Annotated in this window: 19 protein-coding genes; 11 read left to right on the forward strand and 8 right to left on the reverse strand. The window is 65.3% G+C overall.

Going from position 1 to position 19,201, the window contains the following annotated elements:
- Positions 1-43: 43 nt before the first annotated feature.
- From NUW50_RS04305 to NUW50_RS04325, 5 genes are read right to left on the reverse strand one after another with little or no spacing between them, the layout of a single operon-like run.
- A complete protein-coding gene (locus tag NUW50_RS04305; RefSeq protein WP_258287830.1) occupies positions 44-979 on the reverse strand; it encodes an amidohydrolase family protein in 936 nt (311 codons plus the stop codon).
- A 6-nt stretch (positions 980-985) separates the two neighbouring features.
- The gene (locus tag NUW50_RS04310) at positions 986-1,828 is read right to left on the reverse strand and encodes a fumarylacetoacetate hydrolase family protein (protein WP_258287831.1); all 843 of its coding nucleotides are present in this window, start codon (positions 1,826-1,828) and stop codon (positions 986-988) included.
- A gap of 27 nt (positions 1,829-1,855) precedes the next feature.
- Positions 1,856-2,602: an SDR family NAD(P)-dependent oxidoreductase gene (locus NUW50_RS04315; RefSeq protein ID WP_258287832.1), complete on the reverse strand. Its 747-nt coding sequence runs from the start codon at positions 2,600-2,602 to the stop codon at positions 1,856-1,858.
- The gene (locus NUW50_RS04320) at positions 2,589-3,683 is read right to left on the reverse strand and encodes a Gfo/Idh/MocA family protein (RefSeq protein WP_258287833.1); all 1,095 of its coding nucleotides are present in this window, start codon (positions 3,681-3,683) and stop codon (positions 2,589-2,591) included. Before NUW50_RS04320 ends, NUW50_RS04315 begins: the two co-directional genes overlap by 14 nt.
- On the reverse strand, positions 3,680-4,693 hold the full coding sequence (locus NUW50_RS04325; protein WP_258287834.1) for a LacI family DNA-binding transcriptional regulator: 1,014 nt from the start codon (positions 4,691-4,693) through the stop codon (positions 3,680-3,682). Before NUW50_RS04325 ends, NUW50_RS04320 begins: the two co-directional genes overlap by 4 nt.
- 173 nt (positions 4,694-4,866) lie before the next feature.
- Here NUW50_RS04325 and NUW50_RS04330 point away from each other — a divergent pair, with 173 nt between their 5' ends.
- The 8 genes from NUW50_RS04330 to NUW50_RS04365 all read left to right on the forward strand — a co-directional run bounded on the left by NUW50_RS04330 (position 4,867) and on the right by NUW50_RS04365 (position 12,622).
- Positions 4,867-6,186, forward strand: a complete 1,320-nt coding sequence (locus NUW50_RS04330) for an ABC transporter substrate-binding protein (protein WP_258287835.1) — start codon at positions 4,867-4,869, stop codon at positions 6,184-6,186.
- A gap of 106 nt (positions 6,187-6,292) precedes the next feature.
- Positions 6,293-7,180, forward strand: a complete 888-nt coding sequence (locus tag NUW50_RS04335; RefSeq protein WP_258287836.1) for a carbohydrate ABC transporter permease — start codon at positions 6,293-6,295, stop codon at positions 7,178-7,180.
- A complete protein-coding gene (locus NUW50_RS04340) occupies positions 7,177-8,034 on the forward strand; it encodes a carbohydrate ABC transporter permease (RefSeq protein ID WP_258287837.1) in 858 nt (285 codons plus the stop codon). The genes NUW50_RS04335 and NUW50_RS04340 overlap by 4 nt, the downstream gene beginning before the upstream one ends.
- On the forward strand, positions 8,031-9,188 hold the full coding sequence (locus NUW50_RS04345) for an enolase C-terminal domain-like protein (RefSeq protein WP_258287838.1): 1,158 nt from the start codon (positions 8,031-8,033) through the stop codon (positions 9,186-9,188). The genes NUW50_RS04340 and NUW50_RS04345 overlap by 4 nt, the downstream gene beginning before the upstream one ends.
- Before the next feature lies 1 nt (position 9,189).
- The gene (locus NUW50_RS04350) at positions 9,190-10,242 is read left to right on the forward strand and encodes an ABC transporter ATP-binding protein (RefSeq protein WP_258287839.1); all 1,053 of its coding nucleotides are present in this window, start codon (positions 9,190-9,192) and stop codon (positions 10,240-10,242) included.
- Positions 10,243-10,337: 95 nt separating this feature from the next.
- The gene (locus NUW50_RS04355; RefSeq protein WP_258287840.1) at positions 10,338-11,414 is read left to right on the forward strand and encodes an enolase C-terminal domain-like protein; all 1,077 of its coding nucleotides are present in this window, start codon (positions 10,338-10,340) and stop codon (positions 11,412-11,414) included.
- On the forward strand, positions 11,411-11,737 hold the full coding sequence (locus tag NUW50_RS04360) for an L-rhamnose mutarotase (protein ID WP_258287841.1): 327 nt from the start codon (positions 11,411-11,413) through the stop codon (positions 11,735-11,737). Before NUW50_RS04355 ends, NUW50_RS04360 begins: the two co-directional genes overlap by 4 nt.
- Positions 11,738-12,622, forward strand: coding sequence for a dihydrodipicolinate synthase family protein (locus NUW50_RS04365; protein WP_258287842.1), 885 nt, complete (start codon positions 11,738-11,740; stop codon positions 12,620-12,622).
- A 57-nt stretch (positions 12,623-12,679) separates the two neighbouring features.
- Here the strand turns inward: NUW50_RS04365 and NUW50_RS04370 are convergent, their stop codons facing one another.
- From NUW50_RS04370 to mocR, 3 genes are all read right to left on the reverse strand, one after another.
- Positions 12,680-13,687, reverse strand: coding sequence for an LLM class flavin-dependent oxidoreductase (locus NUW50_RS04370; protein WP_258287843.1), 1,008 nt, complete (start codon positions 13,685-13,687; stop codon positions 12,680-12,682).
- A 135-nt stretch (positions 13,688-13,822) separates the two neighbouring features.
- Positions 13,823-14,419 (reverse strand): SAM-dependent methyltransferase, encoded by a 597-nt coding sequence (locus NUW50_RS04375; protein ID WP_258287844.1) that lies wholly within the window; start codon positions 14,417-14,419, stop codon positions 13,823-13,825.
- Between the two features lie 143 nt (positions 14,420-14,562).
- A complete protein-coding gene (gene mocR, locus NUW50_RS04380) occupies positions 14,563-16,008 on the reverse strand; it encodes a rhizopine catabolism transcriptional regulator MocR (protein ID WP_258287845.1) in 1,446 nt (481 codons plus the stop codon).
- A 96-nt stretch (positions 16,009-16,104) separates the two neighbouring features.
- Here mocR and NUW50_RS04385 point away from each other — a divergent pair, with 96 nt between their 5' ends.
- From NUW50_RS04385 to NUW50_RS04395, 3 genes are all read left to right on the forward strand, one after another.
- A complete protein-coding gene (locus tag NUW50_RS04385; protein ID WP_258287846.1) occupies positions 16,105-17,229 on the forward strand; it encodes a Gfo/Idh/MocA family protein in 1,125 nt (374 codons plus the stop codon).
- On the forward strand, positions 17,226-18,125 hold the full coding sequence (iolE, locus tag NUW50_RS04390; RefSeq protein ID WP_258287847.1) for a myo-inosose-2 dehydratase: 900 nt from the start codon (positions 17,226-17,228) through the stop codon (positions 18,123-18,125). Before NUW50_RS04385 ends, iolE begins: the two co-directional genes overlap by 4 nt.
- A 99-nt stretch (positions 18,126-18,224) precedes the next feature.
- A complete protein-coding gene (locus tag NUW50_RS04395; protein WP_258287848.1) occupies positions 18,225-19,196 on the forward strand; it encodes a rhizopine catabolism ABC transporter substrate-binding protein in 972 nt (323 codons plus the stop codon).
- The last annotated feature ends 5 nt before the right edge of the window (positions 19,197-19,201 follow it).

The raw sequence follows: 19,201 nt of genomic DNA on the forward strand, positions 1-19,201 counted from the left end.
TCACTTCGGCACATCACGACGGCTGATCGCCGGCACCTGACGCTCAACCGGCCGGGCGGGCGAGGCGGTACAATCGGCTGGCGGTGTCTCCAAACACCGCGTCCAGGTCCTGCGGATGTGTTTCGGTCACCAGACAGGCAAGCGTCCTGACCTGATCCGCAACCGGGCAGTGCAGCGGGTCGATCGGCGCGTTCGAGCCATACATGAGCCGGTCGCCACCCAGCTGGCGGAGGGCATGCCGCACAAAGGGACGCAGGCGGTCGGGCCGCCAGGGCTTGTCGATGGTCCAGAGACCGGACAGCTTCATCGCGACATTGTCGAAACGGCGCACGGCTTCGATGCCGCTTGTCCATTGCGACCAGGTTTCGGGTTCCGGGGTCGCCAGATGATCGACGATGATCGCCAGCTTCGGCAAGGCCGCGGCAAGACGGGCGACTTCGGGCAGCTGTTCCGGGACGATGACCAGATCGAGGCTGAATCCCATCTCCATCAGCCGCGCCGCATTGTCGAGAAAGCCGGGTTCGCCCATGACCTGCGGCCGGTCGGAAAACCGCCAGCGCCCCGTCCGGTCATGCGCGACCATGGCCCGGACACCCCGGGCCAGGGGATGGCGGGCGTGCGCGGCCAGAACCTCGGCTGCCGTCCCCGAGCAGAGGTCGATCTCCCCGACGGCCGCAGCGGGCCAGCCCGAGTCCCGCGACAGCTCCGCGAGCCAGGCGGTCTCGTCGCCGGGATCGGCCGCGCCGCAATTGGCCTGGACATGGACCGACGCCACCAGTGGCAGCCCGTCGAAATGCCGCAGGTAGTCCGGAATCAGGAAATCGCGCTTGATGGCGTCATGATTGCCGAACGGACGCGGCGGCGCTTCTGGGGCCAGCCACGGATAGGGGAAGCGCCCGAGATCCCAGAGGTGATGGTGGGCGTCGACGATCCTGGTCGGCAGGGGCCCGTCGGGGGCACGGTCCCGGGCGGGTTCCATGTTTCCTCACGCCGCAGCGACGGTGCGCTGGCGCTGGCTGCCGAGGCCTTCGATGCCGAGTTCCATGACGTCGCCGGGTTTCAGGTAGACCGGCGGGGTCTGGCCCATGCCGACGCCGGGCGGGGTTCCGGTCGAGATGATGTCGCCGGGCTGCAGGCTCATGAACTGCGAGATGTAGGACACCAGATGCCGCACCCCGTAGACCATCGTCGCGGTGCTGCCGTTCTGGTAGCGTTTGCCGTTGACCTCGAGATACATGGCCAGCGCCTGCGGGTCCGGCACCTCGTCCCGGGTCACCAGCCAGGGGCCCATGGGGCCGAAGGTGTCGGCCGACTTGCCCTTCACCCATTGCCCGTGACGCCGGAGCTGGAAGTCGCGCTCGGATACGTCGTTGACGACGCAATAGCCCGCGACATGGTCCATCGCCTCGGCTTCCGGGACGTATTTCGCGGTCTTGCCGATCACCACCGCCAGTTCGACCTCCCAGTCGGTGGCCGCCGAGTTGCGCGGGATCTCGACATCGTCATTCGGGCCGCAGATCGCCGAGGTCGCCTTGAAGAACAGGATCGGCTCCGGCGGCACCTCCATGCCGGATTCGGCGGCGTGGTCGGAATAGTTCAGCCCGATGCAGATGAACTTCCCGACGTCGCCGACGCAGGGCCCGAGCCGCGGCGAGCCCGGCACCAGCGGCAGGCTCTCCGGGTCGATGCCCCGGGCGGTCTCGATCGCCTCCGGCAGGCCGGCGCCGGCGAAATCGCTCAGATGGCCCGACAGGTCGCGCAGCTTGCCGGCCCTGTCCAGAATCCCGGGAAGCTCCTGCCCCTTCGGGCCAAAACGTAGCAGTTTCATAAGGTTGTTCCTTGATCTTCAAGTCGTTCAATAGGTCGCGCGGCCGCCGGACAAATCGAATGTCGCGCCGGTGGTGAAGCTGTTCTCGGGCGAGACCAGCCAGCCGATCATCGCCGCCGCCTCGTCCAGTTCCAGGAACCGGCCGCGCGGGATCTTCGACAGCATGTAGTCGATATGCTCCTGCTTCATCTGGTCGAAGATCCGGGTCCGCGCCGCCGCCGGGGTCACGCAGTTGACCGCGATATCCTGCCCCGCCAGCTCCTTGCCCAGCGATTTCGTCAACCCGATCACCCCGGCCTTCGAGGCCGAATAGGCGCTGGCATTGGGATTGCCCTCCTTGCCGGCGACCGAGGCGATGTTGACGATCCGCCCATAGCCCCCGGCACTCATCAGCGGCACCACCGCCTTGTTGACCAGGAAGGTGCCGTTCAGGTTGATGTCCACGATCCTGCGGAACTCCTCCACCGGGTAATCGACCAGCGGCGCGTTCATCCCGGCGATCCCGGCCGAGTTCACCAGGATCTCGACCCCGCCGAAGGCCGAGACGGTCTGCCCGGTCGCGGCCTGCACGCTGTCCCAGTCCGAGACATCGACCGCCACCGCGATCGCCCCGGCGCCGAGACGCGTCGCCGTCGCCTGCGCCAGATCGCCATCCATGTCCCAGATCGCCACCCGCACACCGCGCCCCGCAAGATGCTCGGCCACGGCGCCGCCGATACCCTGCGCCCCGCCGGTCACGATCGCGCTCTGCTTCGATAATTCAGCTCTGCTCAAGGGATTGTCCTTTCATGGATGTGACTTCTGTGGTGCTGCCGCCGGCCCGTGACGAGGTGACGAGGGCGTGCAGGGTCTCGACCGCGCGCGCGCCGACATCGCCCGGGCTTTCGTTGCCGCCCTTGCCCAGGGCAACGTCGATCAGCGCATTGGCCGGGCCCTCGCAGCTGTAGAACCAGGTGCCCGGGGCGACGGAATGATCCTCGGTCACCCCGTCGGGCAGCTTCAGGATCATCCGTTCGGTTTCGATGTCGATCAGAAGCGAGCCGGTCTCTCCATAGAGACGGATGTCCAGCTCGAACCCATGCCCCTCGGGGACGCCGCATGTGCCGGAGAACACGCCGGTGGCGCCATTGGTGAAGCGGGCCATGGCGGCGTCATGCAGATCCACCCGGCTGGAGGTATCCAGGGTGATCGCGCTGACCGAGTCGCTGCGGAGGTCGGTCAGCCAGTAGAGCAGGCCCATTGCGTGACTCAGCTGCCCATAGGCAAAGCCTCCGCCGGCGTCGGCATTCTGCCACGTCCGCGCTTCGGGCTGGATCCGGACATGTTGCCAGCGCGCGCCGCCGCCGCTGCCGGCAAAGACCGTGCGCGTGAAGGAGCCCATGTGGCACAGGACATGTTCGATCCTGCCGATCCGGGGCAGCAGGTCACGGGCCTTCTTCAGGCCGGGCTTGTAGTGCCAGCCGTATGAGACCAGAAGTTCCCGGCCGACTTCCGCTGCCTTGGCGACAAGGGTCCAGGCCTCTGCCGGATCGAGGCACATCGGTTTCTCGACCAGGACGTGGCAGCCCTTGTCCAGAAAGGCCATCGCCTGTTCGAAGTGAAGGTGATGCGGCGTCGCGATCACCGCCACGTCGATGTCCCGGTCCAGGACCTCGCGCCAATTCTCGGTCGCGAAGTCGAAGCCGAATTCGTCGCGAATGATCGCGAGCTCCTCGGCGCCGATCCGGCAGACCGAATCGAGCACCACTTCCGGGCGCTCCCGCAGCACGGGAATGTGGACGCGATAGGCAAAATGCCCGGCGCCGATCACGGCGGCACGGATCGGCCTGTCGATGGTCTCTCTGCTGGTGGTCATGCGCTCTGCCTGATCATGAGTTCGAATCCGACATCCTCGACCGTCGCCTCGCCGCCGCCGTCGTTCAGCCTTTGCAGCACCAGTTCGGCCGAACGCTGGCCGATCTCCTTGGCGCGAACCTTGACCGTGGTCATCGGCACCGGCATCAGCCCCGAGATGCTCAGGTCGCCGAACCCGGCGATGGCCACGTCTTCGGGCACACGGATGCCCCGCGACAGGCAGGCCATCATCGCGCCCTGCGCCGGCAGTTCGGCCTGGAAGAACACGGCATCCGGCGGGTTTGGCCGGTCCAGCAAGGACAGGATGAGCGGGCCGCCGCTTTCGAGCGTCGTCGGGTTGGGCACGGCCAGGATGTTCTCGGGCGGAACCGAGCGGCCGGCTTCGCGCATCGTCTGGAGGAATGCCGCCTGCCGGTCGGTCGCCTGATCGTTGTTCTCGAACGCGCCGCCGACCGTCGCGATGTTTCGGTAACCCTTTTCGATCAGGTACCGCGTCATTGCCGCCGAAGCATCGTGGTTGCTGTAGCCGACAGAGATATCCAGCGCTTCCGGCCGCAGGTTCCAGGTCTCGACAACCGGTCCGTCAAAAGCCTGCAGAAGCTTTCGGCAGGCATCGGAATGGGTGAAGCCGGTTACGATGATCGCGTCGGCCTGGCGGGCGATGAAGGTCCGGACCGCTTCGGCTTCCTGCTCCTTCGAACGCTGGCTGACACCCAGCAGCATTTGCAGATTTGCATTCTTCAGAACCGTCTCGGCGCCCTGTGCAAAGTCTGCAAACAGCGAGCTGGTCAGGATCGGCACCACGACTCCGATCATGTTCGAGCGGTTCGATACCAGCGACCGGGCCATCAGATTCGGCACATAGCCGATATCGTCGATGGTCTTCAGAACCTTGCGCCGGGTTTCTTCCTGCACGGTTTCGGGACGGCGCAGGGCGCGCGACACCGTGATCAGGGAAAGTCCCGAGGCCTTCGACACATCCTTGAGCGTTACTTTGCGTCCCCGGGTCATTCCTGCCTCTGCCTTGTGCGTCCCGGGCATGGCCGGCTGATGTCGGGCCGTTGCACAGGAGTGTTGACATACGAATGTCATAGGCATAAGGCTGCGTCAAGTCGCGATGACATACGAATGTCATTCGCCGGGTGAACGAAATCCAGTGACCAATCATCTCGGGAGGAGACATGATGAAACTTGACCTCAGCAGGCGCGGATTCCTGGTCGGAACGACCGCATTGGCCGCAACGGCCGCTCTGGGCGCGGGGCCGGCAAGGGCCGCGTCCGGAAAGCTGTCGGTATGGAAATTCGGCGGTACCATCGCCGAGGTCGAGGCCTGGCCGGCCGCCAACGAGCGCTTCCTGGCCGCCAACCCCGATGTCGAGCTGGACTATTCGTTCTTCAACGGCCAGATCCGCCGGCAGAAGATCCTTGCGGGCTTCCAGACCAATCGCCTTGCCGACGTGATCATCGCCTTCGGTCAGGACATCCCCGAATTCGCGGGATTCGGCCTGATCCAGCCGTTGGACGACATTGCCGCGCCGGGGCAGATCGATGACTGGAAATCGCGCATCGTGCCCGAGATCCTCGGCTCCGGCGTTCACGAAGGCAAGCTGTATGGCATGCCCACCTATGTGGACATGGCCAGCTTCCTTGCCATCGACATGGATGCGCTGGCCGAGGCCGGATTCGACCGTCCGCCCAGCACCTGGTCCGAGCTGCGCGAATACGCAAAGGCGATGACCAAGCCCGACCGCCCCGGCATCGCCTTTCCGGCCACGACCGCCCCGGTCGATATCAACATCTTCGAAGGCATTGCCTATGCCAATGGCGGGCGGGTGTTCGACGAGGAATCGGGCAAGGTCCTGCTGAACGAGAAGGGGGTGGTCGATGCGCTGCAGCTCTATGCGGACCTGATCGCCGACGGGTCGACTCCGGCCGGCACTTCGATGACCGAAACCAACTTCCGCGACACGGCGCAGCTGTTCAGCCAGCATCGCGCGGCGATGTGGATCGGCCTGTCCTGGCTGAACACGCCCTGGCCGGTGCCGGAAGAGCCGAACTGGGAAGGCGTGCCTTTCCCGCGCCCCGATGCGCCCAGCGGCAACCATCCGCCCGTCGCGGCGATCATGGACGGCAGCGCGCTGCTCATGGTCTCGTCGCGCACGAAGAACCCCGAAGCCGCGATGGCCTACATCGATTTCTGGACCCAGAACGAACAGCTGAACACCTGGGGCGGCAGTCCCGAAATCGCCCGTGTTCCGGCCGGCAAGGAAGCCTGGTCGAGCCCGGCACTGGCGGAGGCCTGGCCGAACTGGGTGAAAGCCTACAACGAAGGCACGTTCTTCACCGGGGCCGAACCGATGCCGCGCTTCATCGGCGTCTCGGCGGTGGAAAGCGCCCTTGCGACGGCGATCCAGCAAGTGGTTCTGGGGCAGAAAGCGCCGCAGGAAGCCCTGGATGCCGCGAACGAGGCGGCGCAGGCGCAGATCGACCTGTTGCGCGGCTGATCACGGCGGGTCCGGCGGGCGTCTTCGGGCCTGCCGGACCACCACTCGCGGCGCGTGCGGCCCCCGGGCGCCCGGCGCATCCCAGTTCCTTTCGAAAGGCCAAACGATGAATCGTCGCAGTGACGCATGGCTTGCCTATTTCATGATCTTTCCGGTCGTCGCCGCGGTCCTTGCCTTCGTGCTCGGTCCGACCTGGGACGTCGCCACGCTCAGCCTCACGCAATTCGTCATGGGCCAGGAACGAGGCTTCGGCACCCTGGCCAATTTCCGCGCCCTCTGGGCGGACCCGATCTTTCCGACCGTGGTCAGGAATACCGTGATCTGGATCCTCGGCGGGACGCTGTTCTGCGTCGTGACCGGGCTGGCCGTGGGCACCTTTCTGGCCATCGACTCGAAGATGACCACCGCATTGCGGGCGCTGATCCTGCTGCCCTGGGTGTTGCCGGACGTGGTGACGGCCATGGCCTGGAAATGGATGCTGCACGGCCAGGTCGGGGTGATCGGCGATGCCTTCACCCGGACCGGCCTGACCGAAAAGCCGATCTCGTTCCTGGGCGACCCGAACCTTGTCATGTGGATGCTGGTCGTCGTTCTGGTCTGGCGCAAGATGCCCCTGGTGGCGCTGATCCTCTGCGCGGCGATCCGCTCGGTTCCGGCGGAACAGATCGAGGCGTCCCGGATGGACGGCGCCAATGCCCGGCAGCGGTTTCGGCATGTGATCCTGCCGAACATCGCGTTTTCCCTTACCGCCGTGACCGTCATTTCGATGATCTGGATCACCGCGGAATTCACGCTGCCCTGGGTCATGACCGGCGGCGGCCCCGCCAACGCCAGTCAGATCATGTCCACCTACATCTATCAGCAGAGCTTCACGTTCTTCAATTGGGGCGTCGGGTCGGCCATGTCGGTCGTCAACCTTGGCTTCCTGATCTGCGTCGTCGGCCTTTACCTTTACGTCAACCGTCGGTCCTGGGCCGCGGGAGGAAGCAAATGAACCAGACATCCCGCCCTCTCTACTGGCTGGGTCTCGGCCTGATCGGGACAATCATCGCGGCCTATGTCCTGTTCCCGATCTTCTGGCTGGTGCTGGCCTCGTTCAAGACCACCGGCGAACTGGCCAGCCTGCCGCTGACCTTCTGGCCCAAGGCCCCCACGATCGAGGCCTATACCGCCCTGTTCGACGCCAACTCCCAGTCGAGCCAGTTGCTGCGCTGGCCGACGCTGATTTCGAACAGTTTCATCGTGGCGGTCAGTTCGACCATTCTGGTGCTGATCTTCGGAACCCTGGCGGGCTATGCCTTCAGCCGTCTGCATTTCCCGGGCCGGGACCTGATCCTGGGCGGGTTGCTGATCAGCCGGATGTTTCAGGGGGCGGCGCTGCTGCTGCCGACCTACCGGCTGATGAACGCGCTGAATCTGCAGGATTCCCTGATCGGTCTGATCCTGCTCTACTCGGCCTTCGGACTGCCCTTCGCCACCTGGATCATCGCCTCGTCGCTGCGGGAAATCCCGTTCGAACTGGAGGAATCCGCGATCATGGATGGCGCCAGCCGGCTGCAAAGCATGGTCCGGATCGTGCTGCCTCTGGCGACCCCGGCGCTGATCACCGCGGCGATGTGGCACTTTGTCGGTGCCTGGAGCGAATTCGCCTTCGCATCGATCCTGATGGAATCGGCGGACCACAAGACGGTGACCATCGGGCTGGCGAGCTTTGTGGAACTGTTCACCATCGAGTTCAACCGGGTCGGTGCCGCCGCCACTCTGGTCGCATTGCCGATCATGGTCGTGTTCTTCTTCGGTCAGCGCTACTTCACACGCGGCCTTCTGGCCGGAGCGGTGAAGGGATGAGGATCCTATCCGTTCAGGCACTGGCCATCGACTGCGGGTTTCAGGCCCAGAAGCTTCAGACCAGCCGTGTCGCCTCTCCCATGTCGCGCTGGCCGCAGTTCGGCGAGAACCGGTCCAGCTGGATGTGGCCGACCAAGAAGGTCTTTGTCCGGATCGAGTCCGACGACGGCGTTGTCGGCTGGTCCTGCACCAACGGCGGCGAGATCGTCGCCCTGATCATCGACAAGCATCTTTCGCGACTGATCGAGGGCACGATGGTCAGGGACATCGCCGATGTCTGGGACCAGATGTTCAATTCCCTGCTTCCCTGCGACCGGTCCGGATTCTCGATGATGGCCGTCGCCGGGGTCGATATCGCGCTTTGGGATCTGCACGCCAAGACGCTTGGCGTTTCGCTGGCAACGGCCCTGGGGGGCGGCGCCGACGAACTGCCAGTCTACTGCACGACACCGCAGCCCGAGGCGCAGCAGGGCAGGGGGTGGTGGGGCCTGAAGGCCGCCATGCCCTTCGGCCCGGATGCCGGCGAACAGGGCCTCAAGGCCAATGTCGAGTACATGACGGCCTTCCGCCAGGCGGCCGGCCCCGGTGGTCGGGTCATGCTGGATTCCTTCATGGCCTGGGACAGCGACTATACCCTGCGCTTCGCCGAGGCTGCGGATCATCACGATCTCTACTGGATCGAGGACCCGCTGCCGCCCTACGACATGGAGGGGCTGCGCCGGCTCAGGTCCAGAACCCGCGGCGGCACCCGGCTGGCGCTCGGCAACTTCTGCTTCACCCGATGGGACTGCGCCGAGCTGATCCGCGAGGGTCTGGTGGACATCCTGCAACCGGATGTTGCCTGGGCGGGCGGCATCACCGAGTGCCTGCGCATTCTCGACATGGCGAAGGCTGCCGACATCCCGGTGATCCTGCACAACACCTGCGAACAGCCCTGGGCGCTGTCGCTTGCCGCGGCGCGACAGTCCGATGCCGTGGTCGAATTCGTCGATCGGGGCGAGGTCTCACCACTCTATGGCCTGATGGGCGAGCCGCCGATCTTCAGGAACGGGCGGGTCGCGGTGCCGACGGATGTGTCCGGCAACCGGCCCCCGGCCGACATCGCCACTCAATTCGCAGGCCACTGCGCCGCAAAACACATGAAGGAGGTCTGACATGGGCTCAGTTGCACTTCGCGAAATCCGCAAGTCCTATGGTGCCGTCGAAGTTCTTCACGGCATCGACCTCGACGTTGCCGATGGCGAATTCGTCGTGCTGGTCGGGCCCTCGGGCTGTGGCAAGTCCACGTTGCTGCGCTCCCTTGCCGGGCTGGAAACCATCAGCGGTGGCGAGATCTCCATCGACGGCGCCAGCATCGTTCACCTGCCTCCCAAGAGCCGGGACATCGCGATGGTGTTCCAGAACTACGCGCTCTATCCGCATATGAACGTGGCCGAGAACATGGGCTTTGCGCTGAAAATGGCCAAGGTCAGCAAGCCCGAGATCGACGCCAAGGTCCGCAAGGCGGCCGAGATCCTCAGCCTCACGCCCTTGCTGGAGCGCTATCCGAAGCAATTGTCCGGTGGCCAGCGTCAGCGTGTCGCCATGGGCCGTGCCATCGTGCGTGACCCCAAGGTTTTCCTGTTCGACGAACCCCTGTCGAACCTCGATGCCGCCCTGCGGGTTCAGATGCGTGCCGAGATCAAGGAACTGCATCAGCGGCTGGGCACGACGATCGTCTATGTCACCCATGACCAGATCGAGGCGATGACCATGGCCGACAAGATCGTGGTCATGAAGGACGGGCATGTCGAACAGATCGGCGCGCCTCTCGAACTCTACGACTGCCCGGCCAACCGCTTTGTCGCGGGGTTCATCGGCTCTCCGGCGATGAACTTCATTCCGGCCAGGGTGCAGAACGGACAGGCGCTTCTCGCCGACGGCACGGCGCTGGCGCCTGCACCGGCCGGGCTGGCCGAGGGGCTGGCCTTTGTCGCCGGGGTCCGGCCCGAGCATCTGATGGTGACGGAGCAGGGCGCAGCGGCCACTGTCACCCTGGTCGAGCCCACCGGCGCCGAAATCCAGTTCGTCGTCGATCTGGCCGGCACATCGGTTCTCGTATCCACCCGCGACAGGGTCAACCTGCGCCACGGCGACCGAGTGAGCCTTGCCGTCGAACCGGGGCGCCTGCATGCCTTCGACACCGAAACCGGCCAGCGGCTGGGCTGACGGCCATGCGCATCACGGATATCAGGGTCATACCGTTTCGCACCCATGCAGACCGATGGGATTCTGGCCACGGCCGCCCGATCCCCGGCGCCGAGGTGCACCAGACCGTTACCTGCATCGACACCGATGAAGGGCTGACGGGCTATTTCCTCGGCGGCGGCAAGCACGGGGATCAGGACGGCCTGAACGTGGTCGAGCAGCAGATGCTGACCGGCCGGATCAAGGACCTCCTGGTCGGGCAGGACCCGTTCGACCGCGAAATGATCTGGAAATGGCTCTGGGTCGCGAACATCCCCGAAGTCGTCGCCAGCGTCGTCGATCTCGCCCTGTGGGACCTGGCAGGCCGTGCCTTTGGCCTGCCGACCTACAAGGTGATGGGCGGTGCCCGCGACCGGGTGAAGGCCTATGCCTCGACCTACCCCAACATCGGTCCTCCGCAGGTCTATGCCGATCACGCATTGGCCTGCCAGGCCCAGGGCTACACCGCCTACAAGATTCATCCGCATTACTTCTGGAACCCGGAGACCGGCCAACCGACACCGGGCCGTCCATCCAATATCAAGGCGGATATCGAGACCTGTCACCTGGTGCGCGAGGCCGTCGGCCCGGACATGGTGCTGATGTATGACGTCTGGGGCACCTATCACACGCTGGAAGAGACAATAAAGGTCGGGCGCGAGCTGGACAAGCTGGACTTCTACTGGTTCGAACATCCGATGCCCGAGTATCGCGTCGAAAGCTACGTCCGCCTGTGTCGCGAACTCTCGATCCCGATCCTTGCCCCGGAAATCGCGGCGGGCGGGGTCTTTACCCGGGCCGAATGGATTCTGCGCGGCGCTTCGGACATGAGCCGCATGGACGTGCGGCGCGGCGGGCTGACCGGTTGCCGCAAGACCGCCGTGGTCTGCGAAGCCTACGGCATCAAATGCGAAATCCACATGGCCGGCTGGGGCAACCTGCAGGCGATGGGCGCCACGTCCGAGGATACCAGCGAGTATTACGAAAAGGGGTTGCTGGCCCCCGGCGTCGATTATGACGCGCCGCATCCCTATCTGCGCGCCAACTGCGATCCGATGGATGCCGACGGGATGATCCCGCTGCCGCAGACGCCGGGGCTGGGCTACGAGATCGTCTGGGACTACATCGACGACAACCGGATCGACGCGCCATGATCCGCCGGGTGTGGCTGATGACGCTGAAGCCGGGCTGCGAGGCCGAATACAAGGCCCGCCACGATGCGATCTGGCCCGAGCTTCTGGAGCTGATGCGCAGCAACGGTATCCGCGATTTCACCATCCACCGCCATGGCCTGACGCTGATCGCGGTGCAGGACCGTGATGCCCTGCCCGTGGCGACGGAACCGGACCCGGTGCAATGGCGCTGGTGGGCCGAAATGGCGCCCCTGATGCACTGCCACCCCGACACCCGTCCGATTCAGACCGAGGTCGAGGATGTCTTCGCCTTTCACGCCGACACGTTTCCGAAGGATAGCTGAATGTCCCAGTTCGATTTCCAAGGGATCATACCGATCCTCGTCACCCCGTTCGACGACGAGGGCCGGATCGATTCCGACAGCTTGAAGGCCCTTGTCGAATTCAATGTCTCTTCCGGGGTGCACGGGCTGGGCATCGCCCTGGGCAGCGAAATCTTCAAGCTGACCGATCCGGAGCGCGATCAGGTTCTGAAACTGGTGGTCGAGACCGTGAACGGTCGGGTCCCGGTGGTGATGAACACCTCTGCGCCCGGAACCGACATCGCGGTGACGCTTTCGCGCAGGGCACAGGAGCTTGGCGCGGATGCGCTGATGATCTATCCGATGTCCTTCATGCCGACCGGGCCCGAGGCGATGCTGGATCTGTTCGACCGGCTCGACTCGGCCACCAGCCTGCCGATCATCCTGCAGGATGTCCCGCAGGCCCCGATCTCGGCGGAAGCCGTCCGGCGCATCGCCTTGCACGCCAGCAGGACCGCAGCCATCAAGGTCGAGACCCTGCCGACCGTCGCGCAGGTCCGGACCATGGCCGAGAAGGTGGCCGGGCAGTTGACGGTCATCGGCGGCGCCGGCGGCAGCTACATGATCGAGGAATACCGCCGTGGAGCGCGGGGAACGATGCCATTCTGCAGCCAGCCAGAGGATTTCGTCGCTGTCTGGGACCATCTGGTGGCCGGTGACGAGGTTGCGGCCCGCGACAGGTTCGACTCCAGGATCATGGCGATCAATCGGCTGGCCGCCCAGGACGGGGATCTCTTCTATCATGTTCACAAACGGATCCTGCAGCGCCGGGGCGTGATCGCCGGTGCATTTGTCCGCTCCCCGACCTGCCGCATCGACGCCGTCACCCTGCGCGAGATCGACGCGATGCTGGAACGCTATTTCTAGGGCCCGGAAGGTCCGGACCCAGGACATGACGGGCGGCTTCCCGGGCCGTCTTCTCGCCTATGCCGCGGCGGGTGCTTCGCAGAGGTCGGCCAGGGCTTCGGCGGCGATCTCGAACGAGCGGACCCGCGCCGCATGGTCGTGGATCATTCCGGTGACCATCAGCTCGTCCGGCTGATGGGTCTCGATCAGGGTGGCGAGGGTTTCACGGACCGTCCCGGGCGACCCGGTGGCCGAGCAGGACAGCGATTCCCTCACCTGCGCCATGATGGCGGGCGGAATGTCCCGTTCGACGTCCTCCACCGGGCGCGGAAGCTTGCCGGGCCGGCCGCTGCGCAGGCGCGCAAAGGCGAGAATCTGGGAAGAGCGCAGATAGGCCGCCTCGCGGTCCGTCTCGGCGGCGCAGACCCCGGCGGCGATCATCACATGCGGTTTCTCGAGACGTTCCGAGGGGCGGAAATTGCTGCGATAGATTGCCAGGGCCTCGCCCAGCATCGCCGGGGCGAAATGCGAGGCAAAGGCATAGGGCAGGCCCAGATAGGCGGCCAGCTGTGCGCCATAGAGGCTGGAGCCCAGAATCCAGATCGGCACATGCGTGCCTTCGCCCGGGATGGCGCGGACGGACCGCCCCTCCGGCGGCGCGTCGAAATAGCCGATCAGCTCCTGCACGTCCTGCGGGAAAGTGTCCTCGGGCGCCATGTGGCGGCGCAGCGCCCGGGCGGTCGCCATGTCGGTCCCGGGGGCCCGGCCGAGCCCCAGGTCGATCCGTCCGGGATAGAGTGTCTCCAGCGTGCCGAATTGCTCGGCGACCATCAGCGGCGCGTGGTTGGGCAACATGATCCCGCCGGCCCCGACCCGCATGGTGCGGGTTGCCGCCGCCACCTGGCCGATCACGACCGCCGTGGCGGCGCTGGCAATGCCGGGCATGTTGTGATGCTCGGCCAGCCAGTAGCGATGATAGCCGAACCCCTCTGCCGCCTGCGCCAGACTGACCGTGTTCGTCAGGGCGTCGGCCACGGTTTTTCCCTCCGCAACGGGCGAAAGATCGAGAAGTGAGAAATGCTGCATGCCGGCCTCCGTTCTTCCGCAGGTAACCACCGAAGCGGACCATGCCAAGGCCGCTCCGGTTCATTGACCGGAAGGCTTGGCCGTCACGGGCATGTTCACGCCACGGCAAGTTCCCGGGATACCGGTCGCGCCGGGCTATCCGGGTTTTCGCGCGACCAGGTCCACCAGGGCGGATTGGCCCGCATGGCGCGTGCCTTCTTTCAGCTCGGTCTCGTATTCGGCCAGCTGCATCACCTCCCAGTGGCGGAAACGCTCGGCAAGCATGTCGGGCTCATAGAGGTTCTCGACGGCCTTCGGACCGCCGGTACCATGGGCGAGCTGCCGGGGCGTGTAGCCATGCAGCAGCAGCACCCCGCCCGGCTTCAGTGTCCGTTCCATGCCGTCGAATATCTCGGCGCGAAAGGCGGGGTCGGCGAACTGGATGAAGATGGCCGCGACGATATCATAGCTTTCGGGAGTCCAGTCCCAGGTTCTGAGATCGGCGAGCCTGAAATCGACCTCGACGCCCCGTTCGGCGGCCAGCCGGCGGGCCTTTTCCTGTCCCACGGCCGAGCTGTCCATCGCCGTCACCTTCAGCCCCTGTTCGGCCATGAATACGGAATTGCGCCCCTCGCCATCCGCCACCGCCAGCGCGGAACCGCCGTTGGCGAGAAGCGCCTGATTGCGGGCCAGGAATTCGCTCGGCTGGGTGCCGAAGATATAGTCGGGATCTGCGTATCGGGCGTCCCACATGCGAGGCTCCTCCATCTTCTCGGGGCGGTTGACGGACAGGCCGGTTCTGGCCGTCCGGTCGGGTCTGGACAGCTATCGCAAATGACGGCGGCGTCTGGAAGGTCCTGGCGCGAATGTGACCGCAGGTTTCGGCCGGGGCGGGATCAGCGTCCGGGCAGCACGTCGGCGAGAATGCCGAGCCCGCGAAGGATCTCCTTGCGCGGCGGGGCGGCAAACCCCATCACCAGGCCGCTCTCGGCGGGCTGATGCCGGAACTGCATGGACAGGGCCGAGACATTGACCCCGTGCTGCGCGGCGATCTGCACCGCCTTCTTGTCGTCCACTTCGGAATTGAACCGCGCCACCAGCTGGATGCCGGTATCAGTGCGCCGCAGGGTCAGGAGGTCGGAAAGCAGGCGTTCGAATGTCTCGATGAAATACTCCCGCCGCTCGGCATAGAGCCGGCGCATCCGGCGCAGGTGGCGGGTAAGATGCCCGCCGTTGATGAAGTCGGTCAGCGCTGCCTGCGAGATCAGCGGCGCGAAATGCCCGGTGGAACTCAGGGCCGCCCGCATCGGTTCGCGCAGGGTGTCGGGCACGACCATGTAGCCGAGCCGCATGGCCGGAAAGAGGATCTTGGCAAAGGTCCCGACAAAGATCGTGCCGGCGTTGGAGGCGATGCCCTGCAGGGCCGGGATCGGTTGGCCCTGGAACCGGTATTCGCTGTCGTAGTCGTCCTCGATGATCCAGGCCCGCCAGCGCTCCGCCATCCGGATCAGGTCCAGCCGCTGCTGCATCGCCATGGTCAGGCCTAGGGGATGCTGGCAAGAGGGCGTCACGAATATGACTTTCGGGGGCACGGCCGGAGGCGTCAGCGCCCAGCCGGTTCGGTTGATCCGCAGCGGTTCCAGCCGGGCCCCCGCGCTGACGAATGCCGAACTCATGCCGTAGTAGCCGGGCTCTTCCATCCAGACCGTGTCGCCGGGGTCGAGCAGGCACCGGGCCAGCAGGTCGAAAGCGGCCTGGGCACCATTGGTCACGATGATCTGTTCGGGAGAGCAGACCACGCCGCGCGACGCGGTCAGGTAGCGGGCGATGGCCTCGCGCAGCGGCGGGTAGCCTTCGACGTGGTAGGTCCCGAACAGATCCGATGCCGCGCTCTTGGCGCGACGGTTGGTCAGGCGCGCCCATGTGTTGAAGGGAAACCGGCTGATGTCCGGCAGACCCGGGTGGAAGGCGGTGATCCCCGGGCTGCCGTGGTGGAACGGTTGCGCCGCCATCGTCCGGCCCCGATTTGAAAGACTGCCTTCAAAGCGGGCCGGCCCGCCGGGCGCCGCATCGGGCCGTGCGGGCAGGTTCAGCACCACCGGGGCGACGCCGCGCCGTATCTCGACGAATCCCTCCAACGCCAGCTGATCGTAGGCGGCGATCACGGTGTTCCGCGACAGGCCGAGATCCTGTGCCAGCGCCCGCGTTGCCGGAAGCGGAGCCCCCGGCGGAAGCGCCCGTGTCTCGATCATGCGGCGCAGGTGATCATAGAGCTGCCGGTGCAGGTTCCGGCGTTTTCGGCGGTCCAGGATCAGGTTGTCGACAGGAAGGCCGGCCGTCATGTGGTATCCTCAAATTTTGCCAAACTGGCACTTAGTTCAGAACCACTATGCGGCTAGCGTCAGTATCCGTAAAGCAGGCTGCAAGCGTGGGGGGACATGGACAAGCTCAGGACAGGAGTCATCGGCGCCGGAACCGTGTCGCAGGTCATGCACCTGCCGAACCTCTGCGGGATGCCCGATCGCTTCGATCTTGTCGGTGTCTTCGACCCGTCGCCGCGGGTGCGCGGCTTCGTCCAGGACCGCTTCGGCGTCCCGGCGTTCTCCGAGGTTGACGCGCTCCTGTCCGCACCTCTCGATGCGGTGGTTATCGCCTCGCCCGATGCGCTGCACGGCGAACAGGTGATGGCCGCCCTTGCCGCCGGGTTGCATGTCTTTTGCGAAAAGCCGCTGGCCTATGGTGCCGGGGCGATCGCCGAGATGATCGCGGCCAGGGACGCGGCGGACAAGGTCTTGCAGGTTGGCTACATGAAGCGCTTCGATCCGGCCTACGAGACGCTTCTGGACCTGCTGCCTGCCGATGGCGGCCAGTTGATGCAGGTGGTTGTCGAGGTGCTCGACCCCGATTCAGGCCCCTTCATCGGCCACCATCCCGGTTGCAACGGCAACGACCTGCCGGAACGGGTCGGGGACGAAATGAGGCGCAAGCGCCGCGCGCAATTGGCGCAGGTCTTCGGGGGGCCGTTGAATGATCATGTCGCCCGCGGGTTCTGCGGTCCCTTTGCCTCGTCCATCGTTCATGATGTCAATGCAGTGCACGGCCTGCTCGACCGGCTGGGTCTGGCCACCGAAGAGGTCGTCGGAGCGCAGTTCTATGCCGAGGGGCAAGGGGGGCACGGCACCGTGCGCCTTGGCGGTGGTGGGCTGTGGATGATGTCGCATCTGACCGTGCCCGATCTGCCGCGCTACTGCGAGCGGATCAGCCTGGTCTTCGAGTCGGTATCGTTCGAGCTGGTCTTTCCGTCGCCCTGGCTGGCCAATGTCCCCACCGGACTGACGGTGCATGGCGGCGGTGGCGAGCGGCTTCACAGCGAGACGATCCGCTGCGGCTATGCCGAGCCTTTCGAAGAGCAGCTGAAGGGCTTCCATGCCGCAGTGGTCGATGGCGCCCCCGTTCGCAACACCGCGGAAGCCGCTGCACGGGACATGGCGCTGCTGAAGGAGATGACCCTTTGGCAGCTGACAAGAGAAGCCGAGGATACAAGAAACGGAGCCGTCGCATGACCGTGCAGATCGGAATCAATCCCATCACCTGGACAAATGACGACGTGCCCGAGCTGGGCGGCGACACCCCGCTGGAGACCTGCCTGGCCGAAACTGCGCAGGCCGGCTATGCCGGGACCGAGTTGGGCGGGAAGTTTCCGCGCGATCCGGCGACGCTGGCCCCGATCCTCGACCGCCATGGTCTTGCCCTGGTCTCGGGCTGGTATGACGGTCGCTGTGCCGAACAGGAGGTCGAGGCCGAATTCGAGGCGATCCTGCCGCACCTGTCGCTGCTCAAGGCTATGGGCTGCGCGCATGTGGTCTATGCCGACACTTCGCGGGGACGCCACGGGGCGATCTGGGAACCGATCTCCAAACGTCCGCGGCTGGGTGATGACGAATGGCCCGACTATGGCCGGCGGCTGACCGCGCTGGCCGAGCGGATGGCCGAATTCGGCGTCGCCATGGCCTTTCATCACCACATGGGGACGATCGTCGAAAGCGACGCGGAGGTCGGCCTCCTGATGCGGCACACCGGTGAAGCGGTGGGGCTGCTCTACGACACCGGCCATTCGGCTTTTGCCGGGGGCGATCCGGTGGCCCTGCTGGCGGCGCATGTCGCGCGGGTAGTCCATGTCCACTGCAAGGATGTGCGCCCCGCGATCCTGGAGCGCGCACGTGCCACCGACATGAGCTTCATGGATGCCGTGCTCGATGGGATATTCACGGTGCCCGGGGATGGCGGGCTGGATTACGCGACCATCCTGAAGATGCTGGCCGACCATGGATACTCTGGTTGGCTCGTCGTCGAGGCGGAACAGGACCCGAAGAAGGCCCATCCGCTGACCTATGCAACGATGGGGTTCGGGAACCTGTCGTCCCTGGCGCGCGCCGCCGGGTTCGAGGTCTTGACCTGAAATCGTATCGCCGCAGGCTAGGCGGGTCGATCCTGCGGCAAGAACGAAAAAAGCGATCCGCGCAACAGGGCCCTCTTGGGTCTGACAGAGGAGGAACCAATGCCAAAGTGGATGAAACTTGCTTCCGCCGTTTGTGCCTTGCTCGCTGCCACGACGTTCGGTGCCAGCGCGGAAGGCCTGATGGATGCCGAGGACGTCAAGATCGCGGTCGTGGTGCACGGCAGCTCGTCCGATGCCTACTGGTCGGTGGTCAAGCGCGGCGTCGATGACGCGGCTGCGGACACCGGCGCACAGGTGCAGTATATCGCGCCGCAGGTCTTCGACAGCGTCGAGCAGGCGCGCCTGATCAAGGCCGCGGTGGCCACCAAGCCGGACGGTCTTGTGGTCTCGATCCCCGACATCGACGCCCTGCGGGAGGCGCTCATGGAGGCGATAGATTCCGGCATTCCGGTCATCAACATCGATTCCGGCGAACCCGAGGGCGAGAGCATCGGTGTGCCGCTCTATGTCGGCACGACGTCCGAGTACCAGGCCGGCATCCTGGCCGGCGAGCGGCTGGCCAAGGATGGCATCCTGCAGGTTGCCTGCATCAACCATGAGGTCGGCAACCTGAGCCTCGACCAGCGCTGCAACGGAATCAACGACGGCCTTGCCAAGTCTGGTGGTGCCTCGGCGGTCGTCGCGGTCGAACAGGGCGACCCGTCGGGCGTGCAACAGCGGGTCCAGGCCTATCTGTCCTCGCATCCGGACGTGCAGGCGGTCTTTGCGACGGGCACGGCGTCGGCCAACCCGCTGATCCAGCTGTTCGAGGATCAGGAACTGTGGAGCAAGTACAAGCTGTACACCTACGATCTCGGCCCGGAAATCCTGGAGTCGGTGGCCGACGGCAAGATGGGCTTCGGGATCGACGGTCAGCAGTATCTGATGGGCTACCTGCCGGTCGTCCTCTTGGCCCAGTATGCGACCCACGGGCTGATGGTGCAGAACAATATCTACACCGGGCCGCTTTTCGTGGATAGTCCGGAGAAGGCCAAGGCCATTCAGAAGCTGGCCATGGAAGGCACGCGCTGAGCGGC

The organism is Frigidibacter sp. ROC022, from assembly GCF_024723735.1.
In the GTDB taxonomy this organism is placed as follows: domain Bacteria; phylum Pseudomonadota; class Alphaproteobacteria; order Rhodobacterales; family Rhodobacteraceae; genus SLM-1.

Bases quoted from the DNA above. Each gene is read 5' to 3' on its own strand.
- NUW50_RS04305 (WP_258287830.1), bottom strand. From the start codon at position 979: ATGGAACCCGCCCGGGACCGTGCCCCCGACGGGCCCCTGCCGACCAGG.
- NUW50_RS04310 (WP_258287831.1), bottom strand. From the start codon at position 1,828: ATGAAACTGCTACGTTTTGGCCCGAAGGGGCAGGAGCTTCCCGGGATT.
- NUW50_RS04320 (WP_258287833.1), bottom strand. From the start codon at position 3,683: ATGACCACCAGCAGAGAGACCATCGACAGGCCGATCCGTGCCGCCGTG.
- NUW50_RS04325 (WP_258287834.1), bottom strand. From the start codon at position 4,693: ATGACCCGGGGACGCAAAGTAACGCTCAAGGATGTGTCGAAGGCCTCG.
- NUW50_RS04330 (WP_258287835.1), top strand. From the start codon at position 4,867: ATGAAACTTGACCTCAGCAGGCGCGGATTCCTGGTCGGAACGACCGCA.
- NUW50_RS04335 (WP_258287836.1), top strand. From the start codon at position 6,293: ATGAATCGTCGCAGTGACGCATGGCTTGCCTATTTCATGATCTTTCCG.
- NUW50_RS04340 (WP_258287837.1), top strand. From the start codon at position 7,177: ATGAACCAGACATCCCGCCCTCTCTACTGGCTGGGTCTCGGCCTGATC.
- NUW50_RS04345 (WP_258287838.1), top strand. From the start codon at position 8,031: ATGAGGATCCTATCCGTTCAGGCACTGGCCATCGACTGCGGGTTTCAG.
- NUW50_RS04350 (WP_258287839.1), top strand. From the start codon at position 9,190: ATGGGCTCAGTTGCACTTCGCGAAATCCGCAAGTCCTATGGTGCCGTC.
- NUW50_RS04360 (WP_258287841.1), top strand. From the start codon at position 11,411: ATGATCCGCCGGGTGTGGCTGATGACGCTGAAGCCGGGCTGCGAGGCC.
- NUW50_RS04365 (WP_258287842.1), top strand. From the start codon at position 11,738: ATGTCCCAGTTCGATTTCCAAGGGATCATACCGATCCTCGTCACCCCG.
- NUW50_RS04370 (WP_258287843.1), bottom strand. From the start codon at position 13,687: ATGCAGCATTTCTCACTTCTCGATCTTTCGCCCGTTGCGGAGGGAAAA.
- NUW50_RS04375 (WP_258287844.1), bottom strand. From the start codon at position 14,419: ATGTGGGACGCCCGATACGCAGATCCCGACTATATCTTCGGCACCCAG.
- mocR (WP_258287845.1), bottom strand. From the start codon at position 16,008: ATGACGGCCGGCCTTCCTGTCGACAACCTGATCCTGGACCGCCGAAAA.
- NUW50_RS04385 (WP_258287846.1), top strand. From the start codon at position 16,105: ATGGACAAGCTCAGGACAGGAGTCATCGGCGCCGGAACCGTGTCGCAG.
- iolE (WP_258287847.1), top strand. From the start codon at position 17,226: ATGACCGTGCAGATCGGAATCAATCCCATCACCTGGACAAATGACGAC.
- NUW50_RS04395 (WP_258287848.1), top strand. From the start codon at position 18,225: ATGCCAAAGTGGATGAAACTTGCTTCCGCCGTTTGTGCCTTGCTCGCT.